This is a genomic window from Aquabacterium sp., assembly GCF_049274795.1.
Taxonomy (GTDB): Bacteria; Pseudomonadota; Gammaproteobacteria; order Burkholderiales; family Burkholderiaceae_C; genus Aquabacterium.
The window spans coordinates 143,476-160,332 of sequence record NZ_JBASTH010000038.1; the positions used below are offsets into that span (position 1 = coordinate 143,476).

Annotated in this window: 17 protein-coding genes; 12 read left to right on the forward strand and 5 right to left on the reverse strand. The window is 66.3% G+C overall.

What is annotated here, in order from left to right; translation table 11 throughout:
* Positions 1–43: 43 nt before the first annotated feature.
* The 7 genes from WAQ08_RS06615 (at position 44) to WAQ08_RS06645 (ending at position 5,664) form a co-directional block, all read left to right on the forward strand.
* On the forward strand, positions 44–496 hold the full coding sequence (locus tag WAQ08_RS06615; RefSeq protein ID WP_422190203.1) for a hypothetical protein: 453 nt from the start codon (positions 44–46) through the stop codon (positions 494–496).
* A gap of 97 nt (positions 497–593) precedes the next feature.
* Positions 594–953: a response regulator gene (locus WAQ08_RS06620; protein ID WP_422190205.1), complete on the forward strand. Its 360-nt coding sequence runs from the start codon at positions 594–596 to the stop codon at positions 951–953.
* A gap of 76 nt (positions 954–1,029) precedes the next feature.
* The gene (locus WAQ08_RS06625; RefSeq protein ID WP_422190207.1) at positions 1,030–3,198 is read left to right on the forward strand and encodes a chemotaxis protein CheA; all 2,169 of its coding nucleotides are present in this window, start codon (positions 1,030–1,032) and stop codon (positions 3,196–3,198) included.
* Between the two features lie 23 nt (positions 3,199–3,221).
* The gene (locus tag WAQ08_RS06630) at positions 3,222–3,698 is read left to right on the forward strand and encodes a chemotaxis protein CheW (RefSeq protein ID WP_422190209.1); all 477 of its coding nucleotides are present in this window, start codon (positions 3,222–3,224) and stop codon (positions 3,696–3,698) included.
* A 65-nt stretch (positions 3,699–3,763) separates the two neighbouring features.
* Positions 3,764–4,249 (forward strand): cache domain-containing protein, encoded by a 486-nt coding sequence (locus WAQ08_RS06635; RefSeq protein ID WP_422190211.1) that lies wholly within the window; start codon positions 3,764–3,766, stop codon positions 4,247–4,249.
* A 119-nt stretch (positions 4,250–4,368) separates the two neighbouring features.
* Complete coding sequence (locus WAQ08_RS06640; protein WP_422190213.1) at positions 4,369–4,953, forward strand: hypothetical protein; 585 nt, start codon at positions 4,369–4,371, stop codon at positions 4,951–4,953.
* Between the two features lie 126 nt (positions 4,954–5,079).
* Entirely contained in the window at positions 5,080–5,664 is a 585-nt protein-coding gene (locus tag WAQ08_RS06645) for a hypothetical protein (protein ID WP_422190215.1), read from the forward strand.
* A gap of 89 nt (positions 5,665–5,753) precedes the next feature.
* On the opposite strand, the gene WAQ08_RS06650 is transcribed toward WAQ08_RS06645, so the two are convergent.
* Positions 5,754–6,194, reverse strand: coding sequence for an HIT family protein (locus WAQ08_RS06650; RefSeq protein ID WP_422190217.1), 441 nt, complete (start codon positions 6,192–6,194; stop codon positions 5,754–5,756).
* A gap of 20 nt (positions 6,195–6,214) precedes the next feature.
* Positions 6,215–10,210: a DUF3683 domain-containing protein gene (locus WAQ08_RS06655; RefSeq protein ID WP_422190219.1), complete on the reverse strand. Its 3,996-nt coding sequence runs from the start codon at positions 10,208–10,210 to the stop codon at positions 6,215–6,217.
* A 305-nt stretch (positions 10,211–10,515) separates the two neighbouring features.
* Between WAQ08_RS06655 and ugpQ the strand changes: the two genes are divergently transcribed.
* A complete protein-coding gene (gene ugpQ, locus WAQ08_RS06660; RefSeq protein WP_422190221.1) occupies positions 10,516–11,304 on the forward strand; it encodes a glycerophosphodiester phosphodiesterase in 789 nt (262 codons plus the stop codon).
* Here the strand turns inward: ugpQ and mpl are convergent, their stop codons facing one another.
* From mpl to thiD, 3 genes are all read right to left on the reverse strand, one after another.
* Positions 11,305–12,681 carry a UDP-N-acetylmuramate:L-alanyl-gamma-D-glutamyl-meso-diaminopimelate ligase gene (gene mpl, locus WAQ08_RS06665; protein ID WP_422190223.1) on the reverse strand — a complete coding sequence of 459 codons (1,377 nt, stop codon included), beginning with the start codon at positions 12,679–12,681 and terminating at the stop codon, positions 11,305–11,307.
* 94 nt (positions 12,682–12,775) lie between these two features.
* Positions 12,776–14,098 carry a glutamate-1-semialdehyde 2,1-aminomutase gene (hemL, locus tag WAQ08_RS06670; protein ID WP_422190225.1) on the reverse strand — a complete coding sequence of 441 codons (1,323 nt, stop codon included), beginning with the start codon at positions 14,096–14,098 and terminating at the stop codon, positions 12,776–12,778.
* Complete coding sequence (thiD, locus tag WAQ08_RS06675; protein ID WP_422190227.1) at positions 14,088–15,038, reverse strand: bifunctional hydroxymethylpyrimidine kinase/phosphomethylpyrimidine kinase; 951 nt, start codon at positions 15,036–15,038, stop codon at positions 14,088–14,090. Before thiD ends, hemL begins: the two co-directional genes overlap by 11 nt.
* Before the next feature lie 188 nt (positions 15,039–15,226).
* On the opposite strand from thiD, the gene WAQ08_RS06680 reads away from it, so the two are divergent.
* Genes WAQ08_RS06680 through WAQ08_RS06695 form a run of 4 tightly spaced genes read left to right on the forward strand, consistent with a single transcriptional unit; the run spans position 15,227 to position 16,837 of the window.
* A complete protein-coding gene (locus WAQ08_RS06680; protein ID WP_422190293.1) occupies positions 15,227–15,379 on the forward strand; it encodes a rubredoxin in 153 nt (50 codons plus the stop codon).
* A gap of 55 nt (positions 15,380–15,434) precedes the next feature.
* On the forward strand, positions 15,435–15,854 hold the full coding sequence (locus WAQ08_RS06685; protein ID WP_422190295.1) for a response regulator: 420 nt from the start codon (positions 15,435–15,437) through the stop codon (positions 15,852–15,854).
* A gap of 38 nt (positions 15,855–15,892) precedes the next feature.
* Positions 15,893–16,258 (forward strand): response regulator, encoded by a 366-nt coding sequence (locus WAQ08_RS06690; protein WP_422190229.1) that lies wholly within the window; start codon positions 15,893–15,895, stop codon positions 16,256–16,258.
* A gap of 42 nt (positions 16,259–16,300) precedes the next feature.
* The gene (locus tag WAQ08_RS06695; protein WP_422190231.1) at positions 16,301–16,837 is read left to right on the forward strand and encodes a chemotaxis protein CheW; all 537 of its coding nucleotides are present in this window, start codon (positions 16,301–16,303) and stop codon (positions 16,835–16,837) included.
* The last annotated feature ends 20 nt before the right edge of the window (positions 16,838–16,857 follow it).

Genomic DNA, 16,857 nt, shown 5'->3' on the forward strand with positions numbered 1-16,857 from the left:
CACAGGTGTGTATCCCATAAGACGTCTGGGTCTTGGAGCCGCCATGCAGACTCACCAAGAAACCCCAGATTCGCTGGTCGTACGCGAGATCCCCTTGTTCGTCGCTGCCGAGTTGCAGGATCACTTGATGATGGCCACGAACGACCTGGAACGCCTGCAAAGGCTGCTCGACGACGCCTATGGCGTGCTGCAGGAAGGGTTTCATGGCACCGCGCACCAACTTGGACAGGCCATCGACGGCGGGCAGGGGGACATCACCTCCATGCAGACCGCCCTGCAGACCCTTTACAAGGCCGTGACCGCGCTGCAGTTCCAGGACATGGCCACCCAGCTCATCCACCACACCAGCAAGCGCCTGCGCAACTGCGCCGACCAGATTGCCCGCGATGCCATGGGCGATGACCCCGATGGCGAGGCCATCGTGGAGATGGAGCCCCTCAAACCCAACCCGGTGACCCAGGACGAAATGGACGCCGGTTCCGTGGAATTGTTCTAAAGCCTGGCGGTTTTTGGCCGAAAAAGTCGCAAATCGCCCCCCGGCCAGCCATACCAACAGATCTTCGCCTCTCACCTATAAAGCACCGGAGAGAACCATGCATTCGATTCTTGCCGTCGACGATTCGGCTTCCATGCGCCAGATGGTGACATTCACCCTCAAGAGCGCTGGCTACAACGTGGTGGAAGCCGTGGATGGGCAGGATGCCTACGAGAAGGCCCAGGGCCGCAGCTTCGACCTGGTGCTGACCGACCAGAACATGCCCCGCATGGATGGCATCAGCCTGACCAAGAAGCTGCGTGAGACGCCCCAGTTCAAGACCACGCCGATCCTGATGCTGACCACCGAGTCCAGCGATCAGATGAAGCAGGCCGGCCGCGCTGCCGGCGCCACGGGCTGGCTGGTCAAGCCCTTCGATCCGAACAAGCTGATCGAGGTGATCAAGAAGGTGATCTGAGCGCAAGAGGCCCCGGGGGCCCCTTTCAAGCCGAGCAGTAACGAGTTTTTCCCAGGTTTAGCAGCAGGAGCCAGTCATGGCAGAGATGAGCACGGACAGCGGACAGATGGATGCAGGCATCGATCTGAGCCAGTTCTACCAGGTCTTCTTCGAGGAGGCCGGTGAGAACCTGGAGCAGATGGAGCAACTGCTGCTGGAGCTGGACCTGACCGAGGCGGACGACGAAGAGCTCAACGCGATCTTCCGTTGCGCCCACTCGATCAAGGGCGGCGCCGCCACCTTCGGTTTCGCCGACGTGGCCGAGCTGACGCACCAGATGGAGACGCTGCTGGACAAGCTGCGCCGCCATGAACTGGCGCCCAACAACTCCATGGTGGATGTGCTGCTGGCCTCGGGCGATGCGCTCAAGGCCATGCTGGGCCGCCACCAGGGCCTGCACAGCGATGTGATCGACACGACCGAGCTGCTGAGCAACATCCGCGCCTTTGTGGCCGGCGAGACTCCGCCGCCCGCAGCGCCTGCCGTGGCCGCCGCGCCCGTCAAGGCCGAGCCTGCACCGGTGGCCGCACCCGTGGCTGCCGCACCCGCTGCTGCCGCTGCCGCACCCACCACCGGCCAGCGCACGGTGGAGTTGCAGGTCGGCCCGCTGAGCAACCCGGCCCAGGCCGACAACCTGATCGACTTGTTCAAGGAAATCACCGATCTGGGCACCATCGAGCCCTTGCCCGATGACCCCGCCCTGGCCGGCGTGCGACGCTTCACCGTGAGCACCGCCTCGGCCGAGTCCGATCTGCTGGACCTGTTCACCTTCCATGTGGCCCGCGAGCAGGTGAAGTTCGTGGCGCTGGGCTCTGCACCCCAGGTCGCGGCGGATCCTGGCTACGGCTTCTACGAGGCGGATGAGGACCGCCCGGGCCCGCCCGTGGAGTCCCCTGGCTATGGCTTCTTCGACAACGCGCCGGGCGCGCCGGCCCAGACGGCTGCAGCCGTCCAGCCCAGCGGTGCCGAGCCGGCCGCTTCGGCCAAGCCCGCGGCCCCCAAGCAGCCCGCAGCCAAGGCCGAAAAGCCCCAAGCCGCGCTGGAAGCCTCCACCATCCGCGTGTCGGTCGAGAAGGTCGATCAGCTCATCAACCTGGTGGGCGAACTGGTCATCACCCAGGCCATGCTGGCCCAGAACAGCCGCTCGCTGGATCCCGTGGTCTACCAGCAGCTGACCAGCGGCCTGACCGACCTGGACCGCAACACCCGCGACCTGCAAGAGGCCGTGATGTCGATCCGGATGATTCCGATGTCGACGGTGTTCAGCCGCTTCCCGCGCATGCTGCGCGACCTGGCCAACAAGCTGGGCAAGAAGGTCGAGCTGGTCACCCAGGGTGAAGCCACTGAGCTGGACAAGGGCCTGGTCGAGAAGATCACCGACCCGCTGACCCACCTGGTGCGCAACAGCTGCGACCACGGCATCGAGATGCCCGCCGACCGCCTGGCCAAGGGCAAGTCCGAAGTCGGCACGATCACGCTGGCGGCCTCCCACCAGGGCGGCTCCATCGTGATCGAGGTGCGCGACGATGGCCGCGGCCTGAACCGCGAGAAGCTGATCAAGAAGGCTCGCGAGAAGGGCATCGACGCGCCCGACACGATGACCGACTCGGAGGTCTGGAACCTGATCTTCGCACCGGGCTTCTCCACCGCCGAGGAAGTGACCGACGTGTCCGGCCGCGGCGTGGGCATGGACGTGGTCAAGCGCAACATCGCTTCGCTGGGCGGCACGGTCGAGATCGACTCCGCCGAAGGCTACGGCATGCGCGTCTCGGTGCGCCTGCCGCTGACGCTGGCCATCATGGATGGCATGAGCGTGGGCGTGGGCGAAGAGGTCTACATCCTGCCGCTGTCGTCCGTGGTCGAGAGCTTCCAGGTCAATGCCGACATGGTCAAGACCATCGGCGGCTCGGGCCGCGTGGTGGAAGTGCGCGACGAGTACATGCCCGTGGTTGAGTTGGAGAAGGTCTTCCAGGTGCCGCGCTTCGACTGGGAGCACAACAGCGGGATCATGGTGGTCGTCGAGGCTGAAAGTGGCCGCGTGGCCATGCTGGTCGATGAACTGCTCGGCCAGCAGCAGGTCGTGGTCAAGAACCTCGAATCGAACTACCGCAAGGTCAATGACGTCTCGGGTGCGACGATCATGGGTGACGGCCGCGTCGCCCTGATCCTGGACGTGGGTGCCCTGGTGCGCCGTTCGCGCCACTGATCAGCATTAGGAGAACACAAGCCATGGGCATGATGGAAAAGATCGACGTGCAGACCAGCCTGGCGCGCGAGTACCTCACCTTCCGGCTGGGCGACGAAGAGTACGGCATCGACATCCTGAAGGTGCAGGAGATCCGGGGCTACGAGAACCCGACCCGCATCGCCAATGCGCCGCACTTCCTCAAGGGCGTGGTCAACCTGCGTGGCACCATCGTGCCCATCGTGGACCTGCGCATGCGCTTCGGCTGCTCGTCCAGCGAGTACAACAGCTTCACGGTGACTATCGTGCTGCACATCGGGCAGCGCACCATCGGCACCGTGGTCGATTCCGTCAGCGACGTGATGGAGATCCCGGCCGATGCGATCCGCTCGGCGCCGGAGATGTCCTCGGCCATCGATGCCACCTACATTCGCGGCCTGGCCCAGGTGGGCGAGCGCATGGTGATCCTGCTGGACATCGAGAGCATGCTGATGAGCCCCGACATGGGCCTGATCGACTGATCGACCATCAACACAAGGGCCCGGCAACGGACTTTTTTACGTTTGTACCCCGCAGGAGAAAACACATGAAGATGCTTTCTGGTGTGGCTGGCGCGGCCTTGTGCGCCTGGGTGATGTCGATCGGGTCGATGGCCACGGTGGGCGTGGCCCGCGCGGCCGATGGTGGCGCGAGCAAGGACGATGCGATCGCCATGGTCAAGAAGGGCGTCTCGCAGATCAAGGCGCAGGGCGCGGACAAGACCTACGCCGCCATCATCGACAAAGAGAACAAGGACTTTCACGACCGCGACCTCTACCTGGTGGTCTACGGCCTGGACGGCACGGTGAAGGCCCACGGCGCCAACACCAAGATGGTGGGCAAGAACCTCATCGACCTCAAGGACATCGACGGCAAGCCCTTCGTCAAGGAGCGTGTCGAGATGGCGCAGAAGCAAGCCAGCTTCTGGCAGGACTACAAGTTCACCAACCCTGAGAGCAAGAAGATCGAGCCCAAGAGCATGTACTGCGAACGGCTTGATCAGACCGTCGTCTGCGGCGGCATCTACAAGTAAACCCTTGCGATTTAGGGCTTCAGCTTAGGTGATCGACCTGTCGGAACAGGTGGATGCCGGTCAACGCCCGCACCAGGCGTGGCAAGATCCCCGTTGTTGTTTAGTTGACGGAGATCGTTGTGTCCAAGAACGTCATTGCCGCCTTGTTGCTGGGCGTGAGTCTGAGTGCCGGTTTGGCACAGACCCAGCAATCACGGCCTGACGAGGGCCGCGAAACCGAGGTGCGTGTGGCGGCCCTGCGGGCGCTGTGGCCCGCCGACTTGGTGCAGGCCACCAGCGAGTACCTGCTGCAATACCCGCGTGGCCCGTGGGCCGATGTGGCCCGCAACTGGCAGCGTCGCGCCACTGATTCTGTGCGTGTGCTCGAGCGCGGTGATGTCCACCTGTACCGCAGTGCCTTCCAGGGCACGGGCGAGGCTGCCCATATCAACGACGAGATCCGTGAGGCCGCCCTGGGTAGCCAGGCCGCTGCCGTGCGCCTGGCCCACCGCTATCAGAAGGGCGAGGGCGGCCTGACTGCCGATGAGAACCGTTATGTGGGCTGGATGCAGTTCGCCTCGGTGCTGGGCAGTGCCTCTGCTTCGTACGAACTGGCGCTGCACTACCGCAAGGAGGGTCAGCCGGCACTGGCCTCGCAATATGAGGCGCGGGCCGTGAGCCTGGGCTACAACCCCCCCCTGGCGCTGGACCACGTCCGCAAATAGTCACGGAAAACGGCCCTGTCAACAGGCAGTGGCCGGCAAAGCGGTACTAGTACCGCCGCTGTAACCCCCATTTACGTGGAGATCTGCAACACTGCGTCCATCGACAAACCCTTCTGGGGGATTGCCATGACGATCAAAACTGTTGTTGCATCTTGTGTTCTGGGCCTGGCCTTCGTGGCCGGTGTGGCGCACGCCGCCGCGCCTGCACCTGAGCAGACCACGGCGGAAACCACGCTGCGCCAATCGATGCAGGAGGCCCTATGGCCCGCCGACATCGTCCAGGCCGCTGGCGATTACCTGCGCAGCTACCCCAACGGGGCCTGGGCCGATGCTGCCCGCGCCCTCTACGAGCGTGCCTCTGGCAGTGCCCAGGCGCTGGCCCGCAAGGATGTGCGCCTGTACCGTGGCGCGTTCCAGGCCGACCTGCTGCCCCAGGGCGTGAAGGACGATCTGCGCAAGGCCGCGCTGGGTGACCAGGACGCCGCCGTGCGCCTGGCCCATGCCTACAAGCAGTCTGGTGGCGACAAGGCCGGCAGCCGCTACGTGGGCTGGCTGCAATATGCCGCCGTGCTGGGCAACGAGAAGGCCGCCTACGAGCTGGCGCTGCACTTCCGCACGCAGGATCAGCCGGTGCTGGCCTCGCAGTACGAGGCCCGTGCCCTGGCGCTGGGTTATGTGATGCCCACGGTGCTGGACCACGTGCGCAAGTGAACCCAGGGCGTCAGCGCCCGCCCCATGACAAAAGCCCCCGCGGGGGCTTTTGTCGTTTCAGGCCGGGAAGAAGGCCGTTAGCTGTGGGCTTACCCCAATTGCAGCTGGATCTGCCGGTCCAGTTCCAGCAGCTTGCCCACCTCGAACAAGGGCTCGGTGGGGGCCTCGCGCTGTTGCGTGGCCCAGATGGGCTGCGGGAAGTGGGGGTCGTCGCGGTAGCGGGCGATCAGGTGCCAGTGCAGGTGCGGCACCATGTTGCCCAGGCTGGCCAGGTTCACCTTGATGGGCTGCAGGTGCATGCGCATCAGGGATTCGACCAGGGCCACCGCGTCCATGCAGCGCATGCGCTCGGCCTGGGGCAGGTCGCTGAACTCGGCCACGTGGTCGTTCCAGATCACGCGGTAGAAGCCCGGGTGCAGCGCATCGTTCACGCGGATCACGCGCAGCTCGGTGTTGCGCACCACCAGCACACCGCCCGGCTGTTCGCACAGCTCGCAACTGGCGCGGCGGGTGGTGTCCAGCTGTCCCATGGCCACTGCGTCGACCCGGCTCACACCAGCACGCGCTCGATGCCGCCTTCGTTGGCGCGCTTGACGTACGCGGGCATCCAGTCTTCGCCCAGGATCTGGCGGGCCATCTCCACGACGATGTAGTCGGCCTCGAGCAGGCCGTTGCTGGTGTCCTCGCCGTAGCGGCTCAGGCCCTGCAGGCAGGCGGGGCACGAGGTCAGGATCTTGACGTTGTCCTTGGCGCCCAGCAGGCCCTGGTCGCGCAGCGCGGCCTCGCCCTTGCGGATCTCTTCTTCCTTGCGGAAACGGATCTGCGTGGATACATCCGGGCGGCTGACGGCCAGCGTGCCGGCCTCGCCGCAGCAGCGGTCGGACTTGAGCACGTTGTCGCCCACCAGCGCCTTCACCGTCTTCATCGGGTCCTGCAGCTTCATGGGCGTGTGGCAGGGGTCGTGGTACAGGAAGGCGTCCTTGCCCTGCAAGGTGATGCCCTTTTCCAGCAGGTACTCGTGGATGTCGATGATGCGGCAGCCCGGGAAGATCTTCTCGAACTGGTAGCCCTGCAGTTGGTCGTAGCAGGTGCCGCAGGACACGACCACGGTCTTGATGTCCAGGTAGTTCAGCGTGTTGGCCACGCGGTGGAACAGCACCCGGTTGTCGGTGATCATCTTCTCGGCCGTGTCGAACTGGCCGGCGCCGCGCTGCGGGTAGCCACAGCACAGGTAGCCCGGCGGCAGCACGGTCTGCACGCCCGCATGCCACAGCATGGCCTGCGTGGCCAGGCCCACCTGGCTGAACAGGCGCTCCGAACCACAACCGGGGAAGTAGAACACCGCCTCGGTGTCGGCCGTGGTCTTGAGCGGGTCGCGGATGATGGGGACGTAGTTCTTGTCCTCGATGTCCAGCAGGGCGCGGGCCGTCTTCTTGGGCAGGCCGCCCGGCATCTTCTTGTTGATGAAGTGGACGACCTGTTCCTTGATCGGCGCGGTGCCGACCGAGGCGGGCGGCGCATTGGTTTGCTTGCGCGCGGCCAGCTTGAGCACCTCATTGCCCAGGCGCTGCAGCGGCATGGCCACGTCCACCAGCGCCGAGCGGACCACCTTGATGGTCTGCGGGTTGTTGGTGTTGAGCATGAGCATGCCGGCCTTGGCGGCGGGGCGGAACGACTTCTTGCCCAGCTTGTTGAGCAGGTTGCGCATGTTCATCGACACGTCGCCGAAGTCGATCTTGACCGGGCAGGGCGTCAGGCACTTGTGGCAGACGGTGCAGTGGTCGGCCACATCCTCGAACTCGGACCAGTGCTTGATCGACACGCCACGGCGCGTCTGCTCTTCGTACAGGAAGGCCTCGACCAGCAGCGAGGTCGCCAGGATCTTGTTGCGCGGGCTGTACAGCAGGTTGGCGCGCGGCACGTGGGTGGCGCACACGGGCTTGCACTTGCCGCAACGCAGGCAGTCCTTGACGCTGGCGGCGATGTCGCCGATGTCGCTCTGCTGCATGATCAGCGACTCGTGGCCCATCAGGCCGAACGATGGGGTGTAGGCCTCGGTCAGGTCGGCCGCGTGGACATCATCGCCCAGGGCCTTGAGGTGCGCGCCGCGCAGCAGCTTGCCCTTGTTGAATCGGCCCTGCGGGTCGACCTTGAGCTTGTAGGCCGTGAAGTTGGCGATCTCGTCGTCGGTCAGGAATTCGAGCTTGGTGATGCCGATGCCGTGCTCGCCCGAGATCACGCCGTCCAGGTTGCGCGCCAGCTTCATGATGCGCGCCACGGCCTCGTGGGCCGTCTGCAGCATCTCGTAGTTGTCGCTGTTGACCGGGATGTTGGTGTGCACATTGCCGTCACCGGCGTGCATGTGCAGGGCCACCCACACGCGGCCGCGCAGCACCTTCTTGTGGATGCGCTTGAGCTCGTTGATGACCTCGGCCATGGCGTTGCCATTGAACTCCTTGGCCAGCTCGTCGCGGATCTCCTTCTTCCAACTGACGCGGATGCTCCACGTCTGCAGCAGGTTGAAGACGGTGTCGCCATCCTGCGGGGCATAGGTGCCGTCGCGGTGCTGCTCGTAACCCAGCGCGACCAGGTGATCGCCGGCCACGCTCAGCGGCGTGTCGATGCGGTCGTGCAGGAACTGCCAGCGCTCGCGCACACGGGCCAGGTGGGCCAGCGCGAACTGCACCTTCTCGCCCAGCTGTTCGGGGCTGGGCAATTCGGCGGAATCCTCCACCTTGCCCAGGGGCAGGTTGCCGGTCTTGAAGAAGGCCTCGAAGGCGTCGATCAGGGCCAGCTTGTTGCGCAGGCTCAGTTCGATGTTGATGCGCTCGATGCCCAGGGTGTACTCGCCCATGCGCGGCAGCGGGATCACCACGTCCTCGTTCACCTTGAAGGCGTTGGTGTGCTTGGCGATGGCGGCCGTGCGCTTGCGGTCGGCCCAGAACTTCTTGCGGGCGTCGGCGCTCACGGCCACGAAGCCTTCACCGCTGCGGCCATTGGCCAGGCGGATGACCTCGCTGGTGGCGCGGGCCACGCGGTCTTCATCATCGCCCACGATGTCGCCGATCAGCACCATCTTGGGCAGGCCCGAGCCGCCGGCGTTGCGCTTGCTCTTGGTGGCATAGCCCACGGCGCGCAGGTAGCGGTCATCAAGATGCTCCAGGCCTGCGAGGATGGCGCCGCCAGGCTGCTTCATCTCGTCGAACATGAAGTCCTTGATCTCGACGATCGAAGGCACGCAGTCCTTGGGGTTGCCGAAGAACTCCAGGCACACGGTGCGCGTGTGCTTGGGCATGCGGTGCACCACCCAGCGGCAGCTGGTGATCAGGCCGTCGCAGCCTTCCTTCTGGATGCCGGGCAGGCCGGCCAGGAACTTGTCGGTGACGTCCTTGCCCAGGCCTTCCTTGCGGAAGATGCGGCCGGGGATGTCCAACTGCTCCGTGCGGATGTGGGTCTTGCCGTCGGCCTGGAAGTAGCGCAACTCGAAGTGCGCCACGTCCACGTCATGGATCTTGCTCATGTTGTGGCCGATGCGGTGCACCTCCAGCCATTGCGCGTCGGGCGTGACCATGCGCCAGCTGGCCAGGTTGTCCAGCGCGGTGCCCCACAGCACGGCCTTCTTGCCGCCGGCGTTCATGGCGACGTTGCCGCCCACGCAACTGGCTTCGGCCGAGGTGGGGTCCACCGCGAACACATAGCCTGCGCGCTCGGCCGCATCGGCCACGCGCTGCGTGACCACGCCAGCGCCTGTCCACACGGTGGCCACGGGGTGGTCCATGCCGGGCAGGGTGATGTGCTCGACCTCGGTCATCTGCTCGAGCTTCTCGGTGTTGATCACCGCGCTGCGCCACGTGAGGGGCACGGCGCCGCCGGTGTAGCCGGTGCCGCCCCCACGCGGGATGATGGTCAGGTCTAGATCGATGCAGCCCTTGACCAGGGCGGCCATCTCTTCCTCGGTGTCGGGCGTGAGCACGACGAAGGGGTACTCGACGCGCCAGTCGGTGGCGTCGGTCACGTGCGAGACGCGGCTCAGGCCGTCGAACTTGATGTTGTCCTTGGCAGTGACCTTGCCCAGCACCTTGGCCGTGCGCTCGCGCAGGGTGCCCATCTGGTCGAAGGCCTTGGCGAAGCGGTCCACGGCGCCACGGGCGGCGGTGAGCAGCTCGCCGACCAGCGTGTCGCGCGAGGTGTCGCCATCAGGGGTGCGGCGCTTGTCGACCTCGCCCAGGCGGTGGTGCAGGGCCTCGATCAGCTGGCCGCGGCGCTTGGGGTTGTCCAGCAGGTCGTCCTGCAGGTAGGGGTTGCGCTGCACCACCCAGATGTCGCCCAGCACTTCATAGAGCATGCGGGCAGAACGGCCGGTCTGGCGCTCGGTGCGCAGCAGGCTGAGCAGTTCCCAGGCGCGCTGGCCCAGCAGGCGCTGGACGATTTCCCGGTCGGAGAACGAGGTGTAGTTGTACGGAATCTCGCGCAGGCGGGGTTGGCCATCGCCGTGGTCGGCGGCGGCCTGGGCGGTCATGTGGGTCAGCTCGGTGGGTGCGTTCATGAGGGCGCCAGACGCGAAAGGGGCCTGAAAACTGAAAAGATCAAGCGTCCGGAGACAGTTTTTGCGTCCGGACGCGATGGGGAGGTGGTTTTTCGCGGCTGAGGCGTGATGGTACCGCAGCGGGGCATGTCCTGACCGGAAATGGGGCATCGGACGCCCCGGGCGTGGGGTGCCGGATGCGCGTTTGCGGACGCTTTTCCGCCCTGTGCGGCCAGCGTGGTGCGTGGGCGCGACGCCGGCCCGGCGCGTGGGGGCGGTTTTGCTAAGCTGGGGTGTCCGAACATGCCCCTGAGATGAGGTTTTTGATGCAGGCCACAAGGGATCCGCTCGCTGAATCCGCCCCGGCAGGGCCCTGGCCGTATCCGCGCTGGATCGCGCACCGGGGGGCCGGCAAGCTGGCGCCGGAGAACACCCTGGTGGCGTTCAAACGGGGGGCGTCATACGGCTATCAGATGTTCGAGTGCGATGTGAAGCTCAGCGCCGATGGCGAGGCCTTCTTGCTGCATGACGCCGAACTGGCGCGCACGACGAGCGGGCACGGCTTGGCCGGTGCGATGAACTGGGCAGAGCTTTCCCGCCTGGATGCTGGGGGTTGGCACAGCCCGGCTTTCGCGGGCGAGCCTTTGCTGCACCTGGACGCGCTGGCCGCCTGGCTGCAGGCCGAGGGCCAGGCGGTGAACCTGGAGATCAAGCCCACGCCCGGCACGGACAGGCTGACGGGTGAGGTGGTGGCGAAGCGGGTTGAGCAGCTCTGGGCGGGCAGCGAGGTCAAGCCCCTGCTGAGCTCCTTCCAGTCGGAGGCGCTGGCGGCGGCGCGCGATGCGGTGCCGTCGCTGCCCCGGGCCTTGCTTCTGACGGAATGGGTGCCCAACGCGGTGGCCTTGGCGCTGGACCTGGGCTGTATTGCCCTGGTGGTGCAGCACGCTGGGCTGGATGCACCCCGTATCGCCGAAGGGCACCGCGCGGGGCTGCGCATGCTGACCTACACCGTCAATGAGCCTGAGAGGGCGCAGGCGCTGTGGTCTGCGGGACTGGACGGCCTGATCACGGACCGCGTGGACCTGTTCGATCCGCGGTCCGTTCCCGGCGCCTGATCAACCCAGCGCCTTCAGCAGCTTCTCGTGGATGCCGCCGAAGCCGCCATTGCTCATGCACAGGATCTGATCGCCCGGCTTGGCGGCCTTGATCACCTTGGTCACCAGCGTGTCGATGTTGTCGGCCACGACGGCCTTGTCGTCCATGGGCGCCAGGGCCTCCTGTGCGTCCCAGCCCAGGCCACCACTGTGGCAGAAGGCCAGATCAGCCTCTTCCAGCGACCAGGGCAGCAGGGCCTTCATGGTGCCCAGCTTCATGGTGTTGGAGCGCGGCTCGAACACGGCCAGGATGCGCTGGTCCGGGCCCACCTTGCGTCGCAGACCGTCCATGGTGGTGCGGATGGCGGTGGGGTGGTGGGCGAAATCGTCGTAGACGGTGATGCCGTTCACCTCGCCGCGCAGCTCCAGCCGGCGCTTCACATTCGCGAAGCGGCACAGGGCTTCGCAGGCGGCCTGGGGCGCCACACCGGCGTTCTCCGCCGCGGCGATGGCGGCCAGCGCGTTCATCTGGTTGTGCTCGCCCAGCAGGGGCCATTCGACACGGCCGATCAGCACGCCGGCCTTCATCACGTCGAAGGCGTGGGGCTCGCCCCGGGCGCGGAAGCCCGGCGTGTCACCGCGCACGCCGAAGCGCGCCACGTCGCTCCAGCAGCCGCGCTCCAGCACGCGCTGCAAGTTGTCTTCACGCGCATTGACGACCAATCGGCCGCCGCGCGGCACCGTGCGTACCAGGTGGTGGAACTGCGTCTCGATCGCGGCCAGGTCCGGGAAGATGTCGGCGTGGTCGAACTCGAGGTTGTTGAGCACGGCCGTGCGCGGACGGTAGTGCACGAACTTGCTGCGCTTGTCGAAGAAGGCGGTGTCGTACTCGTCCGCCTCGATCACGAAGGGGTGGCCGGTGGTGGGGCGGCTACTGTCATCGATACGGCCCAGGCGGGCCGACACGCCGAAGTTCTCGGGCACGCCGCCGACCAGGAAGCCGGGCTGGTGGCCGGTGTTTTCCAGGATCCAGGCCAGCATGGAGGTGGTGGTGGTCTTGCCGTGCGTGCCGGCCACGGCCAGCACATGACGGCCGCGCAACACGTTCTCGCTGAGCCACTGCGGGCCGCTGGTGTAGGGCAGGCCGGCGTCCAGGATGGCTTCCATCAAAGGGTTGCCACGCGAGACAACGTTGCCCACCACGAACAGATCGGGTTCCAGATCGATCTGTTCAGGGCCGTAACCTTCGATCAGGTCGATGCCCAGGGCCCGCAACTGGTCGCTCATGGGCGGGTAGACCCCCGCATCGCAACCCGTGACCTTGTGGCCTGCCTCGCGTGCCAGGGCGGCGACACCGCCCATGAACGTCCCGCAGATGCCGAGGATATGAATGTGCATGAGGCGGATTCTAAGCCGCTCACCCGCGCCGGCAATGCGCCTGTTTGGGTGAACCCAGAGGGTGGGCGGGAAGGGCGCCAGGCCCCTCGGCCGATCAGCCCGCGCTCAGCGCCTGGCGTGCGGCGTCCACCGTGGCGGCGATGTCGTCGGCCGTGTGGGCGGCGCTGACGAAACCGGCCTCGTACAGGGCTGGCGCCAGGTACACGCCCGCATCCAGCATCTGGTGGAAGAAGCGGTTGAAACGGTCCTTGTCGGTGGCGAGCACGGCCGGGTAGTTCTGCGGCAGTTCGGGCCCGAAGAAGAAGCCGAACATGCCGCCTTCGCAATCACCGGCCATGGGCACGCCGGCCTCGCGGGCCACCTGGGCCAGCCTTTGCGACAGCTCGCGCGTACGCTGGCTCAGGGCCTCAAAGAAGCCGGGGCGCTGGATCAGCTTGAGCGTGGCCAGACCACAGGCCGTGGCCACCGGGTTGCCCGAGAGCGTGCCGGCCTGGTAGACCGGGCCCAGCGGTGCCAGTTGCGACATGATGGACCGGGGGCCGGCGAAGGCTGCCAGCGGCATGCCGCCGCCGATCACCTTGCCGAACACCGACAGGTCGGGCTTGAAGCCTGGAATCTGCCGGGCGTAAATGCTCTGTGCGCCGCCCAGGGCCACGCGGAAGCCCGTCATCACCTCGTCGAGCACGAGCAGAGCGCCGTGCTGGGTACACAGCTCGCGCAGGCGCGTCATGAAGGGGATGCTGGCGCGCACGAAGTTCATGTTGCCGGCGATGGGCTCGATCATCACGCAGGCGATCTCGCTGCCTTGCTCGGCAAAGGCTTCTTCCAGCTGGGCGACGTTGTTGTACTCCAGCACCAGGGTGTGCTGCACCACCTCGGGAGGCACGCCCGCGCTGGTGGGGTGGCCGAAGGTGGCCAGGCCCGAGCCGGCCTTGACCAGCAGCGCATCGGCGTGGCCGTGGTAGCAGCCCTCGAACTTGACCAGCTTGGCGCGGCCCGTGGCGCCGCGCGCCAGGCGGATGGCGCTCATGGCGGCCTCGGTGCCGGAGCTGACCAGGCGCACCTGCTCGGCGCTGGGCACCAGCTTCAGGATCTCTTCGGCCAGCTCGATCTCGCGCTCGGTGGGCGCGCCGAAGGAGAAGCCTTCTTCCACGGCCTTGCGCACGGCTTCGAGCACCTCGGGGTGGCCGTGGCCCAGGATCATCGGGCCCCAGGAGCCGATGTAGTCGATGTAGCGCCGGCCCTCGGCATCCCACATGTACGCGCCCTGCGCGCGGGCGATGAAACGCGGCGTGCCGCCTACGGCGCGGAAGGCGCGCACGGGCGAGTTCACGCCGCCGGGGATGACGGCCTGGGCGCGTTCGAACAGGGCCTGGTTGGTGGCAGAGGGTGAGGAGATGCGGGAATCAGTGGACATGACGCGGGTTGGGCGGGGAGGTGGGCTCGTCGGTCCCGAGGCCTTCGGCACCATCGGGATCGCCTTCGCCCTGTCCTTCGGGCGGCAGTGCCCAGAAGAAGCGGTCGGGGATGACGCCGCCCATGCCGGGGCGGAAGCCCGCGTCGAGCGACTGGTCCAGGAAGCTCAGGGCCTCGGACACGGCCTGGTCCACCGCCTCGGTGGTGGCCAGGATGGCGGTGAGCGCGGCGGACAGGGTCTCGCCGGCACCCACGAAGCTGGTGTCGAAGCGCTCGAAGCGCTCGCCGGCCAGGGCGCCCTGGGGCGAGGCCAGCACGTTGTCGATGAACTGGTCGGGCAGCTGGATGCCGGTCACCAGCACGAATTGGGTGCCCAGGCCGTTGGCGGCCACGGCCAGCTCGCGGGAGGAGGGCGGGCGCTCGGATTCCCAGTCGGGCAGCAGCAGGTCGGTCAGCGTCTGGTGGTTGCCCACCAACACGGTGGCCGAGGGCAGGATCAGTTCCTTGAAGGCGTCCAGGTAGGACACCTGGCGCTCTTCGTCCAGGAAGGACACATTGCCCAGGTAGGCCACCAGCGGCACGTCGGAGTAGTCGGCCAGGATCTCGGCGACGGCGCTCACGTTCTCGGCGTTGCCCAGGAAGCCCACCTTCCAGGCGGCGATGGGCGCGTCTTCAAGGATCGTGCGGGCCTGCTCGACCACGGCGTCCGGGTCGATGTCGTAGCTGTCCAACACCTCGGCGGTGTCGCGCACCAGCACGCCGGTGAGCACGGGCAGCGCGTGGGCACCCATGGAGGCCACGGTGGTGATGTCGGCGGCGATGCCGGAGGCACCGCTCGGATCGTTCACGTTGAACGTGAGCACGCAGGCCGGGGAGCTCAGTTCTTGCGCCTGATCATCGGGGAGACCGGGATCCTGAGGGGTTGCGGAGATGGGCGTCATGTAGTCTGCCAGTGTGATTCCGTGATGGAAGGCCCTGTGTGCACAGAAGAGTTGTATTGAATCGTTACACCAGGGAGCCCGAGGGTAGAAGTGCCCAGAAACCCTGCGTTTCGTGAGGGTTGGCGTGGCTACAATGGGTCGATTGTATTCATGCTGGCCCTGAAAACGTGAAAGCTTCCCGTACTTGGATGTGTCTGATTTGTGGGTGGATCTATGACGAGGCAGCCGGGTTGCCAGACGAGGGCATCGCGCCGGGCACTGCCTGGGAAGACGTGCCGATGAACTGGGTGTGCCCGGAGTGCGGCGCCCGCAAGGACGATTTCGAGATGGTGCAGATTTGACGCATCGTGCCGGCCTGGGCTCGGCCATCGCAGGAGGATTCGTTTCGTGAGCGACATGGGATCTGACGCAGGGGAACGAGGGCCCGCCCGGGTGCTCGTGATCGATGACAGCAATACCATCCGGCGCAGCGCCGAGATCTTCCTGAAGCAGGGGGGCTACGAGGTGCTGCTGGCCGAAGACGGCTTCGACGCCTTGTCCAAGGTCAATGACCACGCCCCGGACATCATCTTCTGCGACATCCTGATGCCGCGGCTCGATGGCTACCAGACGTGCGCCATCATCAAGCGCAACCCCAAGTTTGCCGGCACGCCCGTGATCATGCTGTCGTCCAAGGACGGCCTGTTCGACAAGGCCCGTGGCCGCATGGTGGGCTCGCAGGATTACCTGACCAAGCCCTTCACCAAGGACCAGTTGCTGCAGGCCGTGGCCGCACACACCGCGGGCCGCACGGCCACCGAATCGCCGGGCGCCTGAGCGTTCGAGCGCCTGAAGAATCCCAAGGATGTAGAAACATGCCGATTCAGAAGATTTTGTTGGTCGACGATTCCAAGACCGAACTGCACGTGCTGTCCGAGCTGCTGACCAAGCGCGGCTACCAGGTGCGCACCGCCGAGAACGGCGAGGACGCGCTCAAGCGCCTGCAGGAAGACCGCGCCGACCTGATCCTGATGGACGTGGTGATGCCCGGCCAGAACGGCTTCCAGCTGACCCGCGCCATCACGCGCGATCCGCTGTACGCCGATATCCCCGTGATCATCTGCTCCAGCAAGAACCAGGAGACCGACCGCGTGTGGGGCCTGCGCCAGGGCGCGAAGGACTACGTGGTCAAGCCCGTCAACCCCGAAGAGCTCTTGTCCAAGATCAAAGCCTTCGGCTGAGAGCACAACTGAGCGCCGCGCCACGGGAGGGGCATCGACGACATGGCCAACAAGGAAGCATTGCGCGAGCTGCAACAGCGGCTGGCCGAACGCCTGCGCCTGGCACGCGAAAGCGCGCCCACGCGCAGCTGGCTGGCGGTGGAAGCCGGCTGCCACGGGTTCCTGCTGCCGCTGGAGCAGGCTGGCGAGATATTCTCGCTGGTCGGGCTGCAGGCCGTGCCGCACAGCCAGCCCTGGTTCCTGGGCGTGGCCAACCTGCGCGGCCAGTTGCATGGCGTCATCGACCTGGCTGCCTTCATCGGGCTGCCGGCGCGCCCGGCCTCGCCGCTGGATCTGGCCAGCAAGGACGCGGGCCGGCTGGTGGCGTTCAACGCGTCGCTGCAACTGAACTCGGCGCTGCTCATCGACCGCCTGCTGGGCCTGCGGCGCCCGCAGGACATGAGCGAAGCCCCGGCCACCACGGCGGGGCGCCCGCACTTCATCACGGCCGAACTGGCCGATGCCCAGGGACGCCCCTGGTACGAACTCAATCTCGCCGCACTGGCCTCGGACGAGGCCTTCCTGAAGGTGGCGGCATGAGGGGCCTGACGGCCTGCCGC